The sequence below is a fragment of the Pseudomonas sp. NGC7 genome (assembly GCF_047159675.1).
Lineage (GTDB): Bacteria > Pseudomonadota > Gammaproteobacteria > Pseudomonadales > Pseudomonadaceae > Aquipseudomonas > Aquipseudomonas kermanshahensis.
Window position 1 is genome coordinate 2,197,676 of sequence record NZ_BAAFZY010000001.1, and the last position, 19,798, is coordinate 2,217,473.

Annotated in this window: 16 protein-coding genes and 1 pseudogene; 4 read left to right on the top strand and 13 right to left on the bottom strand. The window is 66.0% G+C overall.

Annotated elements, in window-relative coordinates; all coding sequences use genetic code 11:
- Nucleotides 1-77 precede the first annotated feature (77 nt).
- From ACMCNM_RS10090 to ACMCNM_RS10100, 3 genes are all read left to right on the top strand, one after another.
- Nucleotides 78-368, top strand: coding sequence for a DUF5629 family protein (locus tag ACMCNM_RS10090; RefSeq protein ID WP_186682054.1), 291 nt, complete (start codon nucleotides 78-80; stop codon nucleotides 366-368).
- Nucleotides 334-1,464, top strand: coding sequence for a lactonase family protein (locus ACMCNM_RS10095; RefSeq protein WP_412764284.1), 1,131 nt, complete (start codon nucleotides 334-336; stop codon nucleotides 1,462-1,464). The genes ACMCNM_RS10090 and ACMCNM_RS10095 overlap by 35 nt, the downstream gene beginning before the upstream one ends.
- Nucleotides 1,465-1,600: 136 nt before the next feature.
- Nucleotides 1,601-1,780, top strand: a complete 180-nt coding sequence (locus tag ACMCNM_RS10100; protein WP_186703636.1) for a hypothetical protein — start codon at nucleotides 1,601-1,603, stop codon at nucleotides 1,778-1,780.
- A gap of 34 nt (nucleotides 1,781-1,814) precedes the next feature.
- Here ACMCNM_RS10100 and ACMCNM_RS10105 read toward each other — a convergent pair.
- The 9 genes and pseudogenes from ACMCNM_RS10105 to ACMCNM_RS10145 form a co-directional block, all read right to left on the bottom strand.
- Nucleotides 1,815-2,404, bottom strand: a pseudogene (locus ACMCNM_RS10105) (glutathione S-transferase).
- On the bottom strand, nucleotides 2,401-6,045 hold the full coding sequence (locus tag ACMCNM_RS10110; protein WP_412764285.1) for an AAA family ATPase: 3,645 nt from the start codon (nucleotides 6,043-6,045) through the stop codon (nucleotides 2,401-2,403). Before ACMCNM_RS10110 ends, ACMCNM_RS10105 begins: the two are co-directional and overlap by 4 nt.
- Nucleotides 6,042-7,280: an exonuclease SbcCD subunit D C-terminal domain-containing protein gene (locus ACMCNM_RS10115; RefSeq protein WP_412764286.1), complete on the bottom strand. Its 1,239-nt coding sequence runs from the start codon at nucleotides 7,278-7,280 to the stop codon at nucleotides 6,042-6,044. Before ACMCNM_RS10115 ends, ACMCNM_RS10110 begins: the two co-directional genes overlap by 4 nt.
- 433 nt (nucleotides 7,281-7,713) lie before the next feature.
- Nucleotides 7,714-9,348, bottom strand: coding sequence for a BatD family protein (locus ACMCNM_RS10120; protein ID WP_027596697.1), 1,635 nt, complete (start codon nucleotides 9,346-9,348; stop codon nucleotides 7,714-7,716).
- Nucleotides 9,345-11,063 carry a tetratricopeptide repeat protein gene (locus ACMCNM_RS10125; protein ID WP_412764287.1) on the bottom strand — a complete coding sequence of 573 codons (1,719 nt, stop codon included), beginning with the start codon at nucleotides 11,061-11,063 and terminating at the stop codon, nucleotides 9,345-9,347. The genes ACMCNM_RS10120 and ACMCNM_RS10125 overlap by 4 nt, the downstream gene beginning before the upstream one ends.
- Nucleotides 11,060-12,136, bottom strand: a complete 1,077-nt coding sequence (locus tag ACMCNM_RS10130) for a vWA domain-containing protein (RefSeq protein ID WP_027596695.1) — start codon at nucleotides 12,134-12,136, stop codon at nucleotides 11,060-11,062. Before ACMCNM_RS10130 ends, ACMCNM_RS10125 begins: the two co-directional genes overlap by 4 nt.
- Nucleotides 12,129-12,623 carry a DUF4381 domain-containing protein gene (locus ACMCNM_RS10135; protein WP_027596694.1) on the bottom strand — a complete coding sequence of 165 codons (495 nt, stop codon included), beginning with the start codon at nucleotides 12,621-12,623 and terminating at the stop codon, nucleotides 12,129-12,131. Before ACMCNM_RS10135 ends, ACMCNM_RS10130 begins: the two co-directional genes overlap by 8 nt.
- On the bottom strand, nucleotides 12,620-13,564 hold the full coding sequence (locus ACMCNM_RS10140; protein WP_186683325.1) for a DUF58 domain-containing protein: 945 nt from the start codon (nucleotides 13,562-13,564) through the stop codon (nucleotides 12,620-12,622). Before ACMCNM_RS10140 ends, ACMCNM_RS10135 begins: the two co-directional genes overlap by 4 nt.
- Before the next feature lie 4 nt (nucleotides 13,565-13,568).
- Nucleotides 13,569-14,528, bottom strand: a complete 960-nt coding sequence (locus tag ACMCNM_RS10145; RefSeq protein ID WP_027596692.1) for an AAA family ATPase — start codon at nucleotides 14,526-14,528, stop codon at nucleotides 13,569-13,571.
- Between the two features lie 230 nt (nucleotides 14,529-14,758).
- Here ACMCNM_RS10145 and ACMCNM_RS10150 point away from each other — a divergent pair, with 230 nt between their 5' ends.
- Complete coding sequence (locus tag ACMCNM_RS10150; RefSeq protein WP_412764288.1) at nucleotides 14,759-16,075, top strand: DUF2235 domain-containing protein; 1,317 nt, start codon at nucleotides 14,759-14,761, stop codon at nucleotides 16,073-16,075.
- On the opposite strand, the gene ACMCNM_RS10155 is transcribed toward ACMCNM_RS10150, so the two are convergent.
- From ACMCNM_RS10155 to soxR, 4 genes are all read right to left on the bottom strand, one after another.
- Nucleotides 16,076-17,290 carry a benzoate/H(+) symporter BenE family transporter gene (locus ACMCNM_RS10155; RefSeq protein ID WP_338109078.1) on the bottom strand — a complete coding sequence of 405 codons (1,215 nt, stop codon included), beginning with the start codon at nucleotides 17,288-17,290 and terminating at the stop codon, nucleotides 16,076-16,078. It abuts the gene before it with no gap.
- A gap of 186 nt (nucleotides 17,291-17,476) precedes the next feature.
- A complete protein-coding gene (locus ACMCNM_RS10160) occupies nucleotides 17,477-18,361 on the bottom strand; it encodes a dihydrodipicolinate synthase family protein (RefSeq protein WP_186683313.1) in 885 nt (294 codons plus the stop codon).
- Between the two features lie 44 nt (nucleotides 18,362-18,405).
- Complete coding sequence (locus tag ACMCNM_RS10165; RefSeq protein WP_189662755.1) at nucleotides 18,406-19,176, bottom strand: aldolase; 771 nt, start codon at nucleotides 19,174-19,176, stop codon at nucleotides 18,406-18,408.
- Between the two features lie 164 nt (nucleotides 19,177-19,340).
- Nucleotides 19,341-19,787: a redox-sensitive transcriptional activator SoxR gene (gene soxR, locus ACMCNM_RS10170; protein ID WP_099430951.1), complete on the bottom strand. Its 447-nt coding sequence runs from the start codon at nucleotides 19,785-19,787 to the stop codon at nucleotides 19,341-19,343.
- Nucleotides 19,788-19,798 lie beyond the last annotated feature (11 nt).

Sequence of the window (19,798 nt, forward strand, 5' to 3'; positions counted from 1 at the left end):
CGACGCATTCGCGGGTAAACCCGCTCCCACAGGTGCCATGTCGCTATACTGTCGCTCTTTTCCCAATTGGTACCCTCATGTCCCCCCTCGCCACCGCCCTCCAAACCTGCGACATGCTGCTGATCGACGGCCTGCACGCTTTCAACTTCACGTCCAACGAAACCGGCCTGACCGTCGAATGCATGGACGGCCGCCAGCTGCGTCGCTGGAACTTCACCCCCGAGCAGATCGCCGCCGCCACCGCCACGGGTGACGAGTGGACGCTCAACGGTGCCCAGGGCGAGCATCGTCTAGTCTGTATGAGTGCCTTTCGCGCCCCGGATGAAGACCACGATGAACCGGATCTGGACGAGCCTGCTGACCGCTAGCCTGATGAGCCTGACAATCAACGCCCACGCCGCCACGCTGCTGGTGGGCAGCTACACCGATGGCCAGAGCCAAGGCATCTACCGCTACCTGTTCGACAGCAAGACAGGCCAGATCACGCCGACCCCGCAACAGGTGGTCAAGAGCGAGAACCCTTCCTGGCTGGTGCTCTCGGCCGACCAACGGCAACTGTTTGCAGTCAACGAAACCGCGCAAGGCCACGTCAGCAGTTTCAGCGTGAGCCGCAAAGGCGAGATCAAACCGCTCAACCAGGTGGCCACCCGAGGCGACGAGCCGACCCACGCCAGCCTCAGTCGCGACCAGCGCTTCCTGTTCGTTGCCAACTACGCCGTCAAGCCAGACCCCGGCGGCAGCTTGGTGGTGATCCCGGTGGCCAAGGACGGCAAGCTCAAGGAGGTGGTGCAGCAAGCCCGCCATAAACCAAGCGGCGTAAACCCCGAACGCCAGGCCGGCGCCCATGTGCATTCGCTGGTGCTGTCGCCGGACGGCCAGCACCTGTATGCCTGCGACCTGGGCGCCGACAAGGTGTTCATCTACCGTTACGACGGTGCCAGCACAGACCACCCACTGACGCCAGCGATTCCGGCGTCGGTGGCCCTGCCGCCGGGCAGCGGCCCGCGTCACCTGCTGTTCGACGCCAAGGGGCGACACGCCTACCTGACCTTGGAAATGAGCGCTGAGGTGGTGGTGTTCGATGTGCAGAACGGCAGCCTGGTCGAGCGCCAGCGTCTACCCCTGACGGACCACCAGGACGCTGCGGCCAAGGCCGCTGGCGGCCTGCACCTGTCGGCGGATGGGCGCTTCCTATACGTGAGCAATCGCGGCACGGCCAACGAGATCGTGGCCTTCAGCGTGGGCAAGGACGATGGCCAGTTGGCGTTCTTGCAACGCCGTTCGGTGGAGGGCGATCACCCTCGTGAATTTGCCCTCGACCCTAGCGACAACTTCCTGTTGGTGGCCAACCAGAAGAGTGACCAGATCGTGGTCATGCGCCGTGACCCGCGTAGCGGCAAGCTCGGTGAGACAGTACAGACGCTCCCGCAGGCTGCGCCGTCGGACCTGAAGTTCATCGAGTGACCGTTTCGAGCGACTATCGATCAGCGTGATAATGGTTACTGTCGCAATGAATTTCTACGCGTGAGCTTGGCGGCGTAAGTTTGACCCAAGGCCCAAACGGGCCAACGTCAAACCACCGCCGTCGAGGTCAGCCCACATGAACTTCAATCTCTTCCCGGTCATCGCCGCATCCGCCATTTCCGCTTCGGTCGTGTTGCCGACGCATGCCCATGCCGACACCCGCAGCAAGGCGTCCTCTACCCACAGCTATACCGAGCAGTACTTGCGTCAGAGCGCGAATTTTTATGCGGCGTTGGGTGGCAAGCACAGCCACTGATTCGCCCGCACAGGTTTCGCGCCAAGTCTGATAGCTATCGCGCCATCACTGCCTTGAACAGATCCGACCCCAGCCAGCCCTCCAGCCAGCTCCGCACACGCGGATAAGCCGCCTCGGCGAACCACTGCGGTTCGACCCCGGCAAACTGGCGCATCAGGGGCAGCAAGGCGGCATCGGCAAGGCTCGGGTGATCGGCCAGCAGGTAAGCACGCCCTTCGAGCAAACCCTCGAGCTCCGCCAGCCAGGCTTCGGCCTGCTGGCGGTAGTGCTCGCGGGTATGTTCGGGGTAGCGCTCGGCGTACTTGTACAGGTTCACCTGCGCCTTGAACGTGCTGTCGTTTCGGGCGATCAGCGCCTCGGCCTGTTGCGCCGCCGCAGGGTCGGCCAGTAGCTGCCAGTCTTGCGGGTCGTTGTGTTGCAGTGCCCAGCGCATGATGTCCAGGCTTTCTTCCAGCACACCCGCCCCGGTGTCCAGCACCGGCACCGTGCCCTTGGGCGACAAGGCCAGCAGCGCGGCGGGCGTGCTTCATCGCCACTTCTTCGATCTGCACCTCGCACCCGGCGTAGCGCAAGGCCAGGCGCGCGCATGGCCCAAGGGCAGCGGCGGAACGAGTAGAGGATCACCCGCACACCTCGACGTCACTCAGGCCGTTGCCCTGGCGGCGTACCTGGATCTGCACCGGGATCCGCTCATGCATCTCTTGCACGTGGGAGATCACCGCCACCTTGCGGCCTTGCGCCTGCAGGCCGTCGAGGGCATCCATAGCCAGTTGCAGTGACTCAGGGTCGAGGCTGCCGAAGCCTTCGTCGATGAACAGCGATTCGATGCGCAAGGTGCTCGACGCCATCGACGCCAGCCCAAGGGCCAGGGCCAGCGAGACCAGGAAGGTTTCACCGCCCGACAGCGAATGCACCGAGCGCAGCTCGTCGCCCATTTCGGTGTCCAGCACCAGCAGGCCGAGGGCGCTGCCGCCACGTTTCAGGCGGTAACGACGCGCCAGCTGGCGCAATTGGCTGTTGGCATGGTGCAGCAGCAGGTCGAGGTTGTAACCCTGGGCGATCTTGCGGAACACATCGCCAGAGGCCGAGCCGATCAGCGCATTGAGCCGCGCCCAGCGCTGCCACTGCTGATGGGCGTGCTCGATTTCCGTGGCCAGGGCCTGGTACGCCTGTTGACGGCGCTGGTCTTCGGCCTGGGCGGCGCGCAGCTCGGCGCACTGCTGTTCATGGTTGGCCAGCACTTCGCGTAGCTCAAGCAGCGACTGCTCCAGGTCTTCGGCCGTGGCTTCGACACTGGCTTGCGCGGCATGTTGCTGCAGCCGTTGTTCACGCTCCTGCAACAGCACGCGGCCTTGTTCGATAGCCTTTTCCGCCGCCTGCAGGTGCTGGCGCAGTTCGGCCATTTGCGCGTCGTCCATGGCCAGCAAGCGGTCCAGGCCACTGTCGTCCAGCTCGGGGTGTTCAGCGCGCCATTGGGCGATTTCCCCCTGCAACTGCTGGTGCTCCTGTTCGAGCGCCTGTTGGCGGGCGATGTTGGCCTTGAGTTCGCCGGCCAGTTGCAGGGCTTGGGTGCGGGCGTGTTGCAGGCGCTCGGCCGTTTCGGCTTCGCTTGTGCGGGCCTGCTCCACCTGCTGTTCCAGATGGCGCTGCCAGTCTTCGGCGCGCGGGTGGTCACCCAGCAACTCGGCCAATGCGGCGCGGGCTTTTTCCATCTGCTCGGCCAGCCCGTTGATCTGCTGCTGCAGGTCTTGCTGGCGCTGCACGCGGGTGTGTTGCTGATCGTGCAGGCGCTCCAGCTGTTGCTGGCGTTGCTGTTGTTCCTGCAGTTCGTCCTTTTGCTGGTCCAGCTGTTGCTGGCGCTGGGCGATCTGCTGGTCAAGGCTGAGGAAGGCGTGCGCTGGCTCATCGTGCAGTGCCTGCAACACAGGCGCTGGCAGCAGGGTGGCGAAATCAGCCAGGGCCTGTTCGAGGCGCTCTTGGTCGGCAGCCAGGGCTTGATGCTGTTGGTCCAGGCGGCGCTGGGCCTGCTGTTGGGCTTCGCTGGCAGCCTGCAACTGCTGGTTCAGGCGGGCGGCATCGCGTTGCAGGGTCAGCAGGGTGGCCTGGCGTTTTTCGTCCCGGGCGATCTCTTGGTCGAGGCGCTGCAACTGGCTGTCCAGCCAACCACTGCGGGCCTTGCCTTCATGGGCGCTGAGGGCGGGCCACAAGGCATGGGCGGCGAGTTGGCCGGCCAATGGCTGCAATTGCTCGTTCAGTTGTGCCTGTTGGTGCTGGTATTCCTTGATCTGGCCGTTGACCACACCCACCTGGGTGCGCAGTTCGATCAGGCGGGTGTTGAATTGCTCAACCTGGGCCAGGGCCGTGGCTTCTTCGGCCTGGTCGTGCCGGCCAAGGCTCTGCAGCAGCGCTTCAGGCTGGTGGAAGGGGTGTTCGGCGCTGCCGCAAACCGGGCACGGTTCGCCATCGTGCAACTGCGCACGCAGTTCTTCGACGCTGGTGTTGCGTGCCAGGCGCTGGCGTTCCAGCAGTTGCCGGGTCAGTGCCAGCGCCTGCTCGGCGGCTTCCAGCTCGGCCTTGGCGGCAGTGCCTTCGCCAATCAGTTGCTGGCGTTGCTGCATGGCCTGTTGCTGGCGTTCGCGCAGCGACTGAATACCCTGTTGCAGCTCCTGTTCGCGGGCGTGCAGGCGCGACAGTTCTTCCACGGCGCGTTGTTGCTTGCGGTTTTCTTGCAGCATGCCACCCAGCAGGTCGAGCTGCTCGGCCAGGGCCTGAGGCTCTGCTGCGGCTTCGCGGAACAACACGTCGAGGGCGTCGCGCTGTTCCTGCAGTTGCGCATTGGCCTGGCTGGCTTGGGCCTGCAGGCCGGGCAGCTCTTCACGGCCCTGGTTCAGGCGGTTGCCGATTTGCAGCAACTGTTGCAGCTGCGGGCGATAGGCCTGCCAGGCGTTGGTCAGGGCGGCCAGGGGCGCACTGTCAGCCAGGGCTGCTTCAATGTGAGCCAGTTGCTGCTGGCCGCGCTGCTGGTGCTCGGCCAGCTGCTGCAATTGTTGCTGCAGCTCGGCCGCGGCCAGGTCGGCCTGCTGGCCGGTTTCGCGCGCCTTGACCAGTTCCTGTTCCAGGCGGGTGAGGGTGTCTTGCTCGGCGAACGCCTGGCGCAAGCGTGGGGCGTTTTCGCCTTGGCTGGCCTGGGCCTGGCTCAGCGCCTGGCGGGCTGATTCGAGGGCCTGCTCCAGTTCGCCGGTGTGGTTTTGCAGGTCGCTTTGCTGGCGCTGTTGTGCGTCGAGCTCGCTGGCCAGTGGCGCGCGTTGCGCGGCCAAGGCCTGCTGCCGGTGGAACTGGTGGCGCTGTGGCGCCAGGCGCTCCAGGCGTTGCAGGTCCAGGCGCTGTTCGGCCAGCTGCTGCCAGGCCTGTTCGGCGGCCTGCAGGGTTGCATGGGCTTCGGCCTGCTGTACCTGCAGCAGGCGCTGCTCATTGAGCCAGCCACGCTGTTGCTCCAACTGGCGCTCGCGCGCCTGGTCGGCCTTGAATTGCTGCTGCGCCTGCTCCAGGCGTTGGTCGAGCTCGGCGCGGGCTTCGGCCAGCAGCGGCAGCAGGTGGCTGGCACGGTCTTTCAGGGCGTTGTGCGTTTCACCGGCCTCGCGGGCCTTGCTGAAGGCGCGTTGGCCAAGGCGGGTGTAGATCGCCGTGTTGGTGAGCTTTTCCAGCAGCTCGCTGCGTTCCTTGTCGTCGGCCTTGAGGAACGCACCGAACTCGCTCTGGGCCAGCATCACTGCGCGGGTGAACTGCTCGAAGTTCAGGCCCAGGCGTGCTTCGACCAGTTGCTTGTATTCGTTCTTGCCGCTGGCAAGCACCTGCTCGCTGTCCAGGTCATAGAAGCTCTGGCGGCTGTGTTGCAGCTTGCCATTGGCCTTGTCGCGGGCGCGGTTGGCTTCCCAGCGGGCACGGTAGCGACGGCCATCGATGCCGACGAAGTCGACTTCGGCAAAGCCGCTGCCCGTGCCGCGGCGCACCAGGTTGCGCGGGTCCGAGGTCGGGATCTCGCCGTCGGCGTCCGGTACCTTGGCTTCGCGGCCGATGTCGTTGAGCCGCGGCACGGTGCCGAACAGCGCCAGGCACAGGGCATCGAGCAGCGTGCTCTTGCCGGCGCCGGTTGGCCCGGTGATGGCGAACAGGCCGGCGCTGGCCAGGGGCTCGGCGGTGAAGTCGATGTCGATTGGGCCGGCCAGGGATGCCAGGTTCTTCAGGCGGATGGCGAGAATCTTCATGGCTGTTCCTCTTCCAACTGGACGTCCTGCAAGAGCAGGGCGAAATCGGCCAGGGCCTGCTCATCGGCGGGGTTGCCGTAGGCCTGTTCCCAGGCGCGGCTGAACAGGTCCTGCGGGGTCATCTGGGACAGTTCGACGAAGGCCTGGTCGTCGTCCTCGGCACTCGTGCGCCCGGCGTATTCGGCGCTGATGCGGATCAGCCGCACGGCCTTGCCTTGCAGCGCCCCCTCGACTTGCTGACGCAGGTCGGGTTGCGGTTCGTCCAGCACCACGCGCACTTCGAGCCAGGGCTGACGATTGGGGTCTTCGAGCAAGTCGATCACCGGCAGCTCAGCCAGCTGTACCAGCAACTCGCCGAGCGGCGCCGGGCCAATGCGTTGCAGGGCCACGGCGCGGGGCACCAGGCGCGGCTCGACACTGACCAGCTCGGCGCCGTCCAGCTCCACCTCCAGCACCTGGTGCGGGTAGTTGATTTCGGCAAACGACAGCGGGATCGGCGAGCCGCTGTAGCGAATGCGCGCTTCGCGATTGACCTTCTGCGGCTTGTGCAGGTGGCCCAGGGCGACATAGCTGATGGCCTTGTCGAACAGCTTGGCCGGCAGGGCTTCGGCATTGCCGATGATCAGGCTGCGCTCAGAGTCCTCGGACACCGCACCCCCGGCCATGTGGGCATGGCTGATGGCGACCAGCGCCTGGTCCTTCTTGCGCTTTTGCTGGGCAGCGGCAATCAGTTGCTGGTGCACCTGGGTGATGCCGTGCAGGTAATCGTCACCCAACTGCGGGCCGGTCACTTCTGCCGGGCGCAGGAAGGGCAGGGCCAGGCACCAGGCGCTGACCTTGCCGCGGGCGTTGGTCAGCGGGATCAGCAGGCGCTCGGCATCCAGCTGGCCTTCATCGAGCCAGTGCACACGGCCCAAGGCGTGGGTGCGCAGGCGGCGCATGAGCGCGGCGGGCAGTTCGATGCGTGAGCCGGAGTCGTGGTTGCCGGCGATCATCACGATGTCCAGCTTGGGCTGTTGCTCATGGGCTTGGACGATGAAGTCGTAGAGGCGCTCTTGGGCTTTGACCGGTGGGTTGACCGTGTCGAAGATGTCGCCAGCGATCAGCAGCGCATCCGGCTGGCGCAGGTGCAGCTGGCCGAGCAGCCAGTCGAGGAAGCAGGCGTGTTCGAAGTCGCGTTCCTGGCCGTGCAGGCTTTGGCCCAGGTGCCAGTCGGAGGTATGAAACAGACGCATGGATGACCTGTTGGTGTCGAGTCGAGCAAGCGGGGGCTTGGCTTGGATGATGGGCGTTGCGCAGGGGGGTATGGTAACTCAATGGTGGGGGTAGGGGGCATGGCTGGGGGGATGTTGGCGGATTGCGTGTGGGGCGCATGTCTTGAGTTTTGCAGTGCCTATGAGATCGAGCGCCGCCCGCGCGGCGCATCGCGAGCAACGCTCGCTCCTACGTTTGTTTCGGGCCAGTTATTCCTGGGGCAAATGCGCGCGACCGCTTTGGCGCATGGCGCGATATCGCGTCGATCAAACAAGGCGGTCGCGCGCGCCTGTCACAGGCGTTATTGGCCAAAAACAAACGTAGGAGCGAGCGTTGCTCGCGATGCGCCGCGCGGGCGGCGCTCGATCTGATAGGCGCTAAAAATACCCATGGCATGCACCCCAACCCCACCCCTCATTTCGGATACAACGGCGGCAAGCTCCCGGTCTCCCCCGACGGCAGCAACACCTGCTCAGCCGGCGGAATCGTCCCGATCGCGCGCCACAAATCCTCACCCTGCCAATACTGCCCACTCTCGCTGTACAACGCCCCGTTCAACCCATCCAGCGCATCGGACAACGGCACGAACCGCGCAGCCATCTCCGCCAGGGTCTCCGGCTGCTGCCGCGCCCAGGCGTCCAGCGCTTGGCGTGTGGTCTGCGGGTCGTTGGCCTGGCAGGCGCGCTTGAGGTCGTCCAGCAGCGTGCGGGGGCTTGGGCCTTGTTGCGCGGCGCGCAGTACCGCGGGTTGTGAACGGGCCCGCCACCACAAGGCGAAGCCCAGCAATGTGGTCAGGGCAAACACCAGCGTCGCCAGCTGCCACGGCCACAACAGGCTATTGCCCGCACGGGTGTCGCCGACCGGCGTGTCGGCGCTCAGGGCCGGGTTGTCCTGCACGCTCAGGGTGCGCGCTGGCAGGCTGGTGTGCTCCAGGTGGTCTTCGCGGGTGTTCCACCAGGCCACCTCCAGCGCTGGCAAGGCCAGTTCGCCGCTGTGGGTCGGCACCAGCGCTTCGCGCTCTTCGCGGTTGGCGGTCATGCCGCGCTCGTTGATTTCGTTGCGCAGCAGCGGCTGGTCGGGGTAGCGGCGCAGGCCGGTGATTTCGGTGGCCGGCAGCGGTGGCAGCTGGGTGCTGGACAAGCCGTCGGCGCGCAAGGTGATGTTGCGGGTGAGCGAATCACCGATCTGCGTCTGCTGGCTGCCCGGGTCGGGGTTCCAGTGTTCTTCAAGGGTCAGGCTGCGTGCCGGCAGCCAGGGCGCACCGGCCGGCCAGGCCGCTGGAATTGGGCGCACGTCCAGGCGCAGGGGCAGCGAGCTGACCTGGATCTGGCGGCCGGCACGCGGGGCGGCCGTGGCAGATTGTTCGTTGTCGGCGCTGGCAGCCGCGGTGGCGGTGAAGGTCAGCGCCGGCACTTCGAGGCTGCCACTTTGCTGCGGGTAGACGGCGTAGCGGGTTTCGATCACCCCGTGACGCACGCCGTTGATTTCTTTCTCGTAGGTGCGCGACTCGCCCAGTGGCTCGACCTTGGCGTTTTCCAGCTGCAGTGGGCTGAGGCTGCTGTCGTCATACAGCGCCACCGAATGGTAGATGCGCAAGGTCAGCACGGCCTGGGCCTGAACATAGACCTCGTTGCTGTCCAGGGTCGCCTCAATGAACACCTGGGAGGCGCTTTCCTGGCGGCTGGCATCGGCTTGCAGCACTTGCAGGTCGATGGCCTGGCTGCGCGACTGGCCCAGTTGCAGCTCCGGGATGCGCAGGCTGCCGCTGCGCCGTGGCAGCAGGGTGATGATCCAGCGGGTGCTGGCGCGGGTCTCGCCATCGAGCGTGTGCAGGCTGTTCAGCTGACGTGTGCCACGCACTTCGAAGTCGCCCTCAAGGGCACGCAGGTCGGGTTTGCCAAACTGGGTCACGTCCTGGCTTTCGAGGGTCAGTTCCAGGCTTTCGCCGGCCTCCAGGCGGGTACGGTCGACGCTGGCTTGCAGCATGGGCTCGGCCTGGGCCATCAAGGCCCATGAGACACCGAGCAGAAAGACGCCGAAGCGACTCATCGTGGATTGTCCTGATGCAATTGCTGTTCATACCAGAATTTGCGCCGCAGCAGCTCCGCCGGGTTGTCGGGGATCTCCCGTAGCCATTGTTCAAGGGCCTGACGCTGTTCGGCGTCGAGGTTGGTCGACACCGGGCGTTGGGGGGGCACGGTGACGTTGTCGTCGGCGCCCCCCTGGTTGCCGGGTGTGGCCTGGCTGTTGTTGCTGCCTTCGCCGGGTTCTTCGGCGTTGGCGGGTTCGTCATTGCCAGGGGTGCCCTGGGCCGGGCTGCTGGCCGAACTGCTGTTGCCTTCGGTTTCGCTGCCGGGTGTGCCTTGGGCCTCGGTGCTGGCGGGTTGTTCTTCGGCCTTGGCCTCGCGCTGTTGCAGCAACTGCTGGACCAGTGCCTGGTTGTCCAGTGCCGGTTGCAGGTCGGGTTGGCGCTCCAGGGCCTGCTCGTAGGCATCCAGGGCGGCTTCCAGCTCGCCACTGCGGGCCAGGGCATTGCCTCGATTGTAGTGGTCCGCTGCCGTGTTGCCTTGGGAGAATGCCTGGGCGGCACCGGCGTAATCGCCGGCCTGGTACAGCGCCATGCCGCGCCACTGTGGATTTTGGAAATGGCGTGCGGCGCTGGCCGGGCGGTTCTGTTGGAGCAGGCGCTGGCCCTGCTGGTCGGGGCGCAGCCACAGGTCGTTGAACTCGAAGGCCTGGCTTGGCTGCGGCAAGGCCAGCAACAGGGGCAGGCAGAACAGCCAGCCGCGACGACCGGCGCAGGCCGCCAGCAGTAACAGCGGAATGAGCAGCCAGTAACCCTGGTCTGCCCAGCTGTCCAATTGCAGGGTCTGGCCGTCGCTGCGTGCAGTGCGCGGGGTGTCGAACAGGCCCAGGCCGCGCAGGTCGAGGTCGTCGACCCGGGCACTGCGGTAGCGCCCGCCGGTGCCGCTGACAAATGCCTTGAGGCTGGCGCTGTCCAGGCGCGGCAGCAGAATTCCGCCTTGGTCGTCTTTAAGAAATTCGCCATTGGCTTGTCGCACCGGTGCCCCGTCTCGGCTGCCGATGCCCAGCATCAGCAGGCTCGGGCCCTGGCGGCCGAGGGCCTGCGTGATGCCTTCGCGCTCCGCTGCGCTGAGCGAGGAGCCGATCAGCAGCAGGCGCCCTTGCCCCAGGCCGCTCTGGGCCAGCAGCGCCAGGCCTTTTTGCACGGCCAGATCGGCGCGCTGGCCGGGTTTGGGCATGATCGAGGGGTCGATCGCCTCCAGCAGGTTCCGGGTGGTGCCCAGGTCATCGGACAGTGGCACCAGGGTGTGGGCGGACCCTGCGTAGACGATCAGCGCGGTCTGGCTGTCGTGGCGGCGTTCGAGCAGGTCGAGGACCTTGCGCCTGGCCTGCTCCAGGCGGTTGGGCGGGCTGTCCTCGGCGAGCATCTGTGGGGTCAGTTCGAGCAGGATGACCAGCGGGTCGGCAGGGCGCTGCCGGCTCTCTTCCACACGCTGCCAGCTGGGCCCGAGCAGGGCCAGCACCACCAGCGTCCACGCCAGGCCCAGCGCCACCCAAGGCAGTTTGCTGGTGCTGCCGCTGCCGCCCCCGAGCAGCACGGCGTGGAACGCGGGCGGCAGGATCATCTGCCAACGCCCGGCGCGTTTGCGTCGGTGCCACAGCTTGAACAGCAACCAGCCGAGCAGTGGCACTACCAACAGCCAGAGCGGGCGCAACCATTGTGGCCACAGGTCGATCATCGCCGTTTCCTCAGGCGCAGGCGTTTGAGGCGCTGGCGCCATTCCGGGTGCGGCTGCAGAAAGCGCGGTTTGCGCAGCAGGCGCTGCAAGCGGTTGTCTGGCCACTGCACGGCCACCACCAGCAGCACGCTGAGCAACAGTGCCAGGGCCAATGGCCAGGCGTACAAGGCCTTGGCGGTGCGCGCCTGGGTTGGCTGCTGGGCCACTGGCTCCAACTGGTCGAGGGCGTCGCCGATGGCGTTCAGTTCGGCGCCGTCGTGGGCGCGGAAGTAGGCGCCGTGGGTCAGCTCGGCAATTTCCTTGAGCGAGGCTTCGTCCAGGTCCAGGCTCGGGTTGAGGCCCAGCAGGCCGGGCGTGCCGCTGGCCTCGGGGTTGGCGCCGATGCCGATGGTATAGATGCGCACGCCTTCCTGGGCGGCCAGGCGGGCGGCGGTCAGTGGGTGGATCTGCCCACCGTTGTTGGCGCCGTCGGTGACCAGCACCAGCACGCGGCTCTGTGCCGGGCGTTGGCGCAGGCGCTTGACCGCAAGGCCGATGGCATCGCCGATGGCGGTGTTCTTGCCGGCGATGCCGATCTGCGCTTCGTCAAGGAAGGTACGCACGGTACGCCGGTCGAAGGTCAGCGGCGCCTGCAGGTAGGCCTGGCTGCCAAACAGGATCAGCCCAACCCGGTCGCCTTCGCGGTCCTGAAGAAAGTCGCCAAGCAGCGCCTTGACCAGGTCGAGGCGGCTGATTTCGTCGTTCTTCCACTGCATGTCGGGGAAGTCCATGGAGCCGGACACGTCCACCGCTACCAGCAGGTCGCGGCCGCTGGCGGCCACCGGTACCGGGTCGCCGAGCCATTGCGGGCGGGCCGCGGCCAGCAGCAGCAACAGCCAGATGATGACAAAGGGCGCCTGCTGGCGCCAGGTGGGCAGGTTGAGCCGTGCCCGGCGCCCGGCCAGGCCTTCCAGCTCGTTCAGGAAGCCCACTTTGAGCACCGGCTCGCCACTGTCGGCGGCTGGCAACACCAGGCGAGCCAGCCACGGCAGCGGCAGCAGGGCGAACATCCACGGCCAGGCCAGTTCAAACATGCTTGCGGATCCAGGTTTCGACGGCCTGGCTAAGCCCGACGATGGCTTTGTCGTCGAGCTTGCACTCAGGCTTGTAGGCCCCTTCGACCAGCACCATCCAACGCGTGAGGCCGGCGGCCGGGCAGCGGTTGTCGAGAAACGCCAGCCACTGGCGGCCGTTGAGGGTATGGCTGTTGGCGCCCGGGTAGTGGCTGCGGCACAGGCGCTTGAGCAGGGCATTGATCTGTTGCAGCCAGGCGCCGGCCGGGGCGCCGTCATACGGGCGTGGCAGCTGGGCAAGTTCGGCCAGGGCGGCCACGCGTACCGGGTCGAGCGGTTGCTCGGCGCGCACGATGCGGCGTTTGCGGGGGCGCCAATGGCGTACGCGCCACAGGCCCCAGGCAAGCAGCGGCAGCAAGGCCAGCAATACCCACCAACCCGGTGCCGGTGGCCACAGGCCGACTGCCGGCGGGGCAATCAGCGGTTGCAACTGGTCCAGCGGGGTCATTTGCTGCTCCCCGGGCGCTGGGCGTTCAGGTATTCGCGCAGTTGCTCGATCATCTCGCTTTGCGTACTCAGCGGCATCAGCACCACGCGCAGCTTCTGTGCCATCAGTTCCCAGCGGGCGATACGTGACTCGGCCTGCTGGCGGTAAGCCTGGCGCAAGCTGGCGTCGAGGGTGTCGAGCTCCAGTTGCGCGCTGCGCTGGGCGAAGCGCAACAGGCCGGCTGCGGGCAGGGCATGGTCGAGCGGGTCGGAGACCGGCAGCAGCAGCAGGTCGCAGTGGCGCGAAAGCATGGCCAGGTGCTGTTCGACCTGGTCGGTCAGCGAGCGCTCGTCGCAGATGACGATCGCCAGGCTGCCAGGGCGCAGCACCTCACGCGCCCGGCGCAAGGCCAGGCCCAGGCTGTCGGCCTGGGGCGTGGCTTCGGTGTGCAGCGCCTGGTTGACCTTGGCCAGGCGGTTAAGCAGCTGCAGCAGGCTTTGCTTGCTGCGCCGGGGTTTGATTTCGTGGTGCTCGTTGTCGCCAAACACCAGCCCGCCGATGCGGTCGTTGTGGCCCAGTGCCGCCCAGCCGAACAGGGCCGCAGCCTGGGCCGCCAGCACCGACTTGAACATCAGCCCCGAGCCGAAGAACAGCCGCTGGCTCTGTTCGACCAGGATAAAGATCGGCCGCTCGCGTTCTTCATGGAACAGCTTGGTGTGCGGCTCCTGGGTGCGGGCGGTGACCCGCCAGTCGATGTTGCGCACATCGTCGCCAGCCTGGTACACGCGCACTTGGTCGAAGTCCACGCCGCGCCCGCGTAGCTTGGAGTGGTGCAGGCCCACCAGCGGGCTGCGCTGGCCGGGCCGGGAAAACAGCTGGATTTCGCGCACGCGGTGGCGCATGTCGATCAGCTCGGCAAGGCCGATGCGGATGCCGGGTTCGGCCAACTGCGCGGTGGGCATGGGGTCAGGCAACGGCGACGACGTCGAGGATGCGCTGGACCACGCGGTCCTGGTCGATCCCCGCAGCCTCGGCCTCGAACGACAGGATGATGCGGTGGCGCAGCACATCGAACAGCACCGCCTGGATGTCCTCGGGGCTGACGAAGTCGCGCCCGGCCAGCCAGGCGTGCGCACGCGCACAGCGGTCCAGCGAGATCGAGCCGCGCGGGCTGGCGCCGTAGGCGATCCAGTCGGCCAGTTCGGCGTCGAACTTGGCCGGCGTGCGCGTGGCCATGACCAGTTGCACCAGGTATTCCTCCACGGCATCGGCCATGTACAGGCCGAGGATTTCCTTGCGCGCGGCAAAAATGGCCTGCTGGCTGACCCGGCGCTCGGGCTTGGTCTCGCCGCCCAGTGCCTCGCCGCGGGCCTGCAGCAGGATGCGCCGTTCCACCGCAGCGTCGGGGAAGCCGATTTTTACGTGCATCAGGAAGCGGTCGAGCTGGGCTTCGGGCAGCGGGTAGGTACCCTCCTGCTCGATGGGGTTCTGGGTGGCCATAACCAGGAACAGCGGTGACAGGTCGTACGTGCTGCGGCCCACGCTGACCTGGCGCTCGGCCATGGCTTCGAGCAGCGCCGACTGGACTTTGGCCGGGGCGCGGTTGATTTCGTCGGCCAGCACCAGGTTATGGAAGATCGGCCCCTGCTGGAACACGAAGCTGCCGGTTTCTGGGCGGTAGATTTCGGTGCCGGTAATGTCGGCCGGCAGCAGGTCGGGGGTGAACTGGATGCGATGGAACTGCGCCTCGATGCCTTCGGCGAGTTCTTTGATGGCTTTGGTCTTTGCCAGCCCGGGGGCACCTTCGACCAGCATATGGCCGTCGGCCAGAAGCACGATCAACAGCCGCTCGACCAGCTTTTCCTGGCCTAGGATCTGGGTGGAAAGAAAGGTGCGCAGCGCGATCAGCGCTTCACGGTGTTCCATCGGCGACGGTTCCTGGTATTGGGCCGCAGGCGCGCTGGGAACAGCTGCCTCGGCAAGGGGGGGATACTTTAATCTATCCGGGGGGGTGGCGACCAATGGCGGCTGGCAAATTTATCCAGGCCGTCGGGCGTGGGCTTGTCGACAAGTCCTGCGCAACCTTCGGCGTCGGCTGATAGTCGGCCGCTGTGCCCTGGCGCTTGCTAATGCTCTTTGAGCAAGCAGGACGCAGGATGATGCAAACCCACCGCAGTACCTTCGATACCCCTGCGCCAACGACGTTGCGCGTTGGCGTGTTCTTTGATGGCACCGGCAACAACCTGGGCAATGCCACGGCGGCGGGCCAGGCTTCGGGGCCGCTGGCAGGTACCAGCTATGGCAATGCCTGGAGCAATGTGGCCTTGCTGCACGCGCTGTACCCAGCCCCAGGCAGCCCTGCGCCGGGTACGATGGCCTTTCTCAAGTTGTATGTCGAGGGCATCGGCACCACCGCGGGGGCGGCGGATTCCAGTTTTGCCTCGGCCACCGGGCGTGGGCGTACCGGCGTCGAGGCGCGCGTCGCCGAGGCCGTGACAATGATTGCCGACCAGTTGCGGGGCTGGTGCCTGGCGTATCCGCAATCGCGGCTCGCGCGGGTCGAACTCGACCTGTTCGGCTTCAGTCGTGGCGCCGCTGCCGCCAGGCACCTGGCCAATGTGCTGCGTGATGACGCGAGCAACCTGTTGGGCACCTCGTGTGCTGTGGGCATCAACTTCATTGGCCTGTTCGACACCGTGGCGGCCATCGTCGCGCCGTTGCAGGGGGACTTCGACCCCGCTGACGCTCGCCACGGCGGCTTGCGCCTGGGCCTGGGCAAGGCCATTGCGCGGCACGTGGTGCAATTGGTGGCCGGTGACGAGCGCCGGCATAACTTCCCGCTGGTGCGCAGCGAGGGTGACATTGTCGTGCCGGGCGTGCACTCGAACATTGGCGGGGGCTACCTGCCGTGCATGCAGGAGCAGGTGCTGCTGTGCAAACCGCAGTCGCAGCGGGTGCCTGTGCGCACAAAAGCCGAATGCACCCGCGCTTACTCGGCGGCCAGTGCCTTGCTGGCGTCGGCGTTTGCTGAGTTGGGCGAACCGCGGCCGCGGGTGCTGACCTGGGAGCAGCCGATTGCTGGCGGCAGGCCGGACGAGGCGCAAAAGCAGGTGTATGCGGCGGTCTATCGGGAGAGGGACGTGGCCGGCCATCTTTCCCGGGTGTACCTGAGCATCATGCGTGAGTTGGCAGTGCGTGGTGGGGTGCCATTTGCCGAGCTGGGCGGCGATGAAGCCCATCGGCTGCCCGATGACTTGCTGGACATCAGCCGCAAGCTGCATGGCTTTGCCTTGGGTTCACGCCCCGACGCCGGCCTGACCGAGGACGAGCAGCGCCTGCTGCGCGACAAGTACATTCACACCTCGGCGCACTGGAACCCCGTGAAGGGCCTGCGCAACAGCACGCTGGACGTGCTGTTCGTCAATCGGCCTGGCGAAGCGGGGCGGGTGGAGCATGCAGACCCGATGGTGTGATTACGGCTGAGTACGTTTGAACCCAGGGGCGCGCCCGTTCAGCACTGCGTAGGCCAGCAGGCCGATGACCAAGCCCCAGAAGGCCCCGCCGATACCCAACAGGGTGATGTTGGCAGCGGCTGCAAGAAAGGTGATCAGCGCGGCTTCGCGTGACTTCGCGTCGGCCATCGCACTGGCCAGGCTGGTGCCAATGGTACCCAGCAGCGCGAGGCCGGCGAGGGTGGTGATGAAGGTGGCTGGGAGTGCCATGAACACGCTGGCAAGCGTGACGCCGAATACCCCCACAAGGATGTAGCAGACCCCTGCGGCGATCCCCGCGATCCAGCGTTTGGCCGGGTCTTCATGGGCTTCCTTGCCGGTGCAGATGGCGGCGGTGATGGCCGCGAGGTTGAACGCGTGCGAGCCGAACGGCGCCATGAGCAAGGAGCCCAGGCCGGTGACTGCGACAATTGGGTTGGCGCTGGTCTTGAAGCCGTCGTTGCGCAGTACCAGCATGCCGGGCATGTATTGCCCGGTCAGGGTGATCAGGAACAACGGCAGCGCGACGCTGAGGGCCGCATTGAGGGTAAAGGCCGGGGCAGTGAACACCGGTGTCGCGATTTCCAGCGTCAGTTGCGAAAGGCCGGCCTGCCCCTGGATCAGCAGGTAAGCAAGGCCAAGGACGAGGATGCCTACAACCGCGTAGCGGGCAGTAAAGCGTTTGAACACCGCGTACGCCACGATGAGCAACCCGGCCAGCACCGGGTCGACCGACAGGCCGCCAAACGCGCCGATGCCGAACGGTAAAAGAATGCCGGCCAGCAGCCCTGCCGCGACCCCGCCTGGGATGATCCGGACCAGCCTTTCGAAGTACCCGGTCAGGCCCAGCACTACGAAGCCGGCAGCGGACAGCAGGTACGCGCCAATGGCCTCGGCATAGGGCACGCTGGCCAGTGCCGTGACCAGAAACGCGGCAGCCGGGGTGGACCAGGCCGTTATCAAGGGTTCACGGCTGTACCAGGACAAGACAAGCCCGGTGATACCTACCCCGATCGACACCGCCCAGACCCATGACGAGGTCAGCTCCGGGCTTAGCCCGGCGACCTTGGCTGCCTGGAACACGAGGATGAACGTGCCGCCGTAGTTGACGATGACCGAAACCAACCCGGCGATGGCGGGGTGTAGGATGTCGGTCAGCCCAAGCGATGCCGATGGGTGTTGAGCAGGTGTTGTCACAAGTGGCCTCCGTGCTTATGTGATTGATGAAAGTCCGTGTAGTGAACAAGGTCGGCATTCAAGGCGCTCCCACAGATAACATCGAATATTGGGAGCGGGCTTGTCCCGCGAATGGGGCTACGCGGTGCATGGCACCGGCTTCGCCGGTGTTCGCGGGGCAAGCCCGCTCCCACAATCCCCTTTAAATCACTGGGCTGAGACCAGCAACCCTTTCAGGTAGGCACTGCCTTCAGCATCCAGGGGTTGCAGCGGCAGGCGCGGCGCCCCCACGTCCAGGCCAAGCATTTTCAGCCCGGCCTTGATGGTGGTGGGCAGGCCGCGTTGGGTGATGTACGCCAGCAACGCGTACTGTTGGTAGAACAGTGCCCGTGCCTCAGCCAGCTCGCCCTTCTGCACGGCGTCCCACAAAGCCAGGTTCAGCGCGGGGATCAGGTTCGGCGCTGCGGTGCACCAGCCGGCGGCGCCGGCAACCAGGGCTTCTAGGGTGAGCGGGTTGCAGCCGTTGTAGAACGCCACCTTGCCATCGGTCGCGGTGTACAGGCGGTGCATGCGCTGAATGTCGCCGGTGCTTTCCTTGACCATGGTCACATTGGCCACCTCGCCGAGGATGCGCAGGATCAGCTCCACCGAAAGGTCGGTGCCGCTGGTGCCTGGGTTGTTGTACAGCATGATCGGGATGTCGATTGCCGCGCCGACCGCCTTGTAGTGGTCGACCACCTCCGCCTCGGTCAGCTTCCAGTAGGAGATGGGCAGCACCATCACCGCCGTGGCCCCGCACGCCTGGGCCAGGCGGGCGCGCTGCACGGTACGTGCGGTAGTCAGGTCAGAGACACTGACCACGCTGGGTACGCGGCCAGCGATTTTCTCGAGGCTGTAGCGCACCACCGCTTCCCACTCGGCCTCGGACAGGTAGGCACCTTCGCCCGTGCTGCCCAGCGGGGCGATGGCGTGCACGCCGGCCTGGATCAGGCTGTCGATGGATGTGCCCAGGGCGGCTAGATCGACCGAGCCGTCTGCCGCGAAGGGAGTGATGGTGTAGCCGATGACGCCGCGAATTACAGGTGTAGACATGACCAGGCACCTTTGCCGTTGTTCAGGAAGGGGGACAGTTGCAATCAGCCCAGGCATTCGCCATGGGCACGCAAGGCCCGGCGCGCGTAGTAGCTGAACGCGGCGCCATGGCGTTTTGGCGTGGAAATCCAGTCATGGGCTTCTTTGCCAAGTGCTTCGGGGATGGGGCGGATTTCACCGGCGCCCATGGCCAGCAACTGCATCCTCGCCGCACGTTCGAACAGCAGGGCGAGCACGCAGGCTTCTTCGATCGAGCGGCCGGCGATCAGCAGGCCATGGTGGGAAAGCAGAATCGCCCGCTTGTCGCCGATGGCACTGGCGATGATCTCGCCTTCTTCGTTGCCCACCGGCACGCCTGGCCATTCCTTGAGGAAGGCGCAATCGTCGAACAGCGGGCAGAGGTCCATGTGCGAGATGGCCAGCGGCACTTCGAGCATCGACAAGGCGGCGCTGTGCAGCGGGTGGGTATGGATGATGCAGTTGACGTCAGGGCGTGCGCGGTACAGCCAGCTGTGGAAGCGGTTGGCGGGGTTGGCCATGCCCTGGCCTTGCAGCACCGTCAGATCTTCGTCCACGACCAGCAGGTTGGAGGCCGAGATCTCGTCGAAGCCCAGGCCAAGCTGTTGCGTGTAATAGGTGCCAGGTTCTGCAGCGCGTGCGGTGATCTGCCCGGCCAGGCCCGAATCGTGGCCGCCGTCGAACAGAATCCGGCAGGTCAGTGCGAGCTTCTGTCGCGGGGTGTAGGTGTTGTCGGCCAGCGCAGTCAGCATTTGCTGTTGGGCACGTTTGACGAGCTGGTCCTTGGGGGTCTGCATGGTCGTGGTCACAGTGGGGTACCTGCACGGGATAAGGGCGATGACGTCCTGGTTGCCGTGGCTGGCTTGAGGACACACGCCGATCTTAATGACACTTTGTGTCATATGCAAGCGAAGTGTCATCGCGCCATGGCTCACCCCATGACGACCCGCGCAGGTATCCCTTACACGTGCTTGGCGGTGGCCTCTTTTTCCAGAATCCTCGCCCCTGCACCGTCCTTGCCCAGCACATCCTCGGGGTTGCGCAGCGGGCAGTCTTCCAGCGACAGGCAGCCGCAGCCAATGCAGTTGTCCAGGCTGTCGCGCAACGCTTCCAAGGTGCGGATGCGTGCGTTCAGGTCTTCTCGCCAGGCCGATGACATCTCGCCCCACTGCGCTGCCGTGAGTTTGCTGTTCGGCGGGTAGCGGCCCAGGGCACGCTTGATGACCTCGAGGGGGATACCCGTGCGCTGCGCCACCTTGATGATGGCAATGGTGCGCAACACCAGCGCGGGGTAACGCCGCTGGTTGCCGGCGGTGCGCGTGCCGGCGATCAGCCCCTTGGATTCGTAGAAGTGCAGGGCGGATACCGCAACGCCACTGCGCTTGGCGACTTCGCCGACAGTCAGCAGCCGCGTGCTGT

Excerpts from the sequence above, each read along its gene's own strand:
- ACMCNM_RS10130 (WP_027596695.1), bottom strand. The coding sequence starts at position 12,136 with ATGTTTGAACTGGCCTGGCCGTGGATGTTCGCCCTGCTGCCGCTGCCG.
- ACMCNM_RS10145 (WP_027596692.1), bottom strand. The coding sequence starts at position 14,528 with ATGGAACACCGTGAAGCGCTGATCGCGCTGCGCACCTTTCTTTCCACC.
- ACMCNM_RS10150 (WP_412764288.1), top strand. The coding sequence starts at position 14,759 with ATGATGCAAACCCACCGCAGTACCTTCGATACCCCTGCGCCAACGACG.
- ACMCNM_RS10120 (WP_027596697.1), bottom strand. The coding sequence starts at position 9,348 with ATGAGTCGCTTCGGCGTCTTTCTGCTCGGTGTCTCATGGGCCTTGATG.
- ACMCNM_RS10095 (WP_412764284.1), top strand. The coding sequence starts at position 334 with ATGAACCGGATCTGGACGAGCCTGCTGACCGCTAGCCTGATGAGCCTG.
- ACMCNM_RS10160 (WP_186683313.1), bottom strand. The coding sequence starts at position 18,361 with ATGTCTACACCTGTAATTCGCGGCGTCATCGGCTACACCATCACTCCC.
- ACMCNM_RS10090 (WP_186682054.1), top strand. The coding sequence starts at position 78 with ATGTCCCCCCTCGCCACCGCCCTCCAAACCTGCGACATGCTGCTGATC.
- ACMCNM_RS10100 (WP_186703636.1), top strand. The coding sequence starts at position 1,601 with ATGAACTTCAATCTCTTCCCGGTCATCGCCGCATCCGCCATTTCCGCT.
- ACMCNM_RS10135 (WP_027596694.1), bottom strand. The coding sequence starts at position 12,623 with ATGACCCCGCTGGACCAGTTGCAACCGCTGATTGCCCCGCCGGCAGTC.
- ACMCNM_RS10165 (WP_189662755.1), bottom strand. The coding sequence starts at position 19,176 with ATGCAGACCCCCAAGGACCAGCTCGTCAAACGTGCCCAACAGCAAATG.
- ACMCNM_RS10115 (WP_412764286.1), bottom strand. The coding sequence starts at position 7,280 with ATGCGTCTGTTTCATACCTCCGACTGGCACCTGGGCCAAAGCCTGCAC.
- ACMCNM_RS10140 (WP_186683325.1), bottom strand. The coding sequence starts at position 13,564 with ATGCCCACCGCGCAGTTGGCCGAACCCGGCATCCGCATCGGCCTTGCC.
- ACMCNM_RS10125 (WP_412764287.1), bottom strand. The coding sequence starts at position 11,063 with ATGATCGACCTGTGGCCACAATGGTTGCGCCCGCTCTGGCTGTTGGTA.
- ACMCNM_RS10110 (WP_412764285.1), bottom strand. The coding sequence starts at position 6,045 with ATGAAGATTCTCGCCATCCGCCTGAAGAACCTGGCATCCCTGGCCGGC.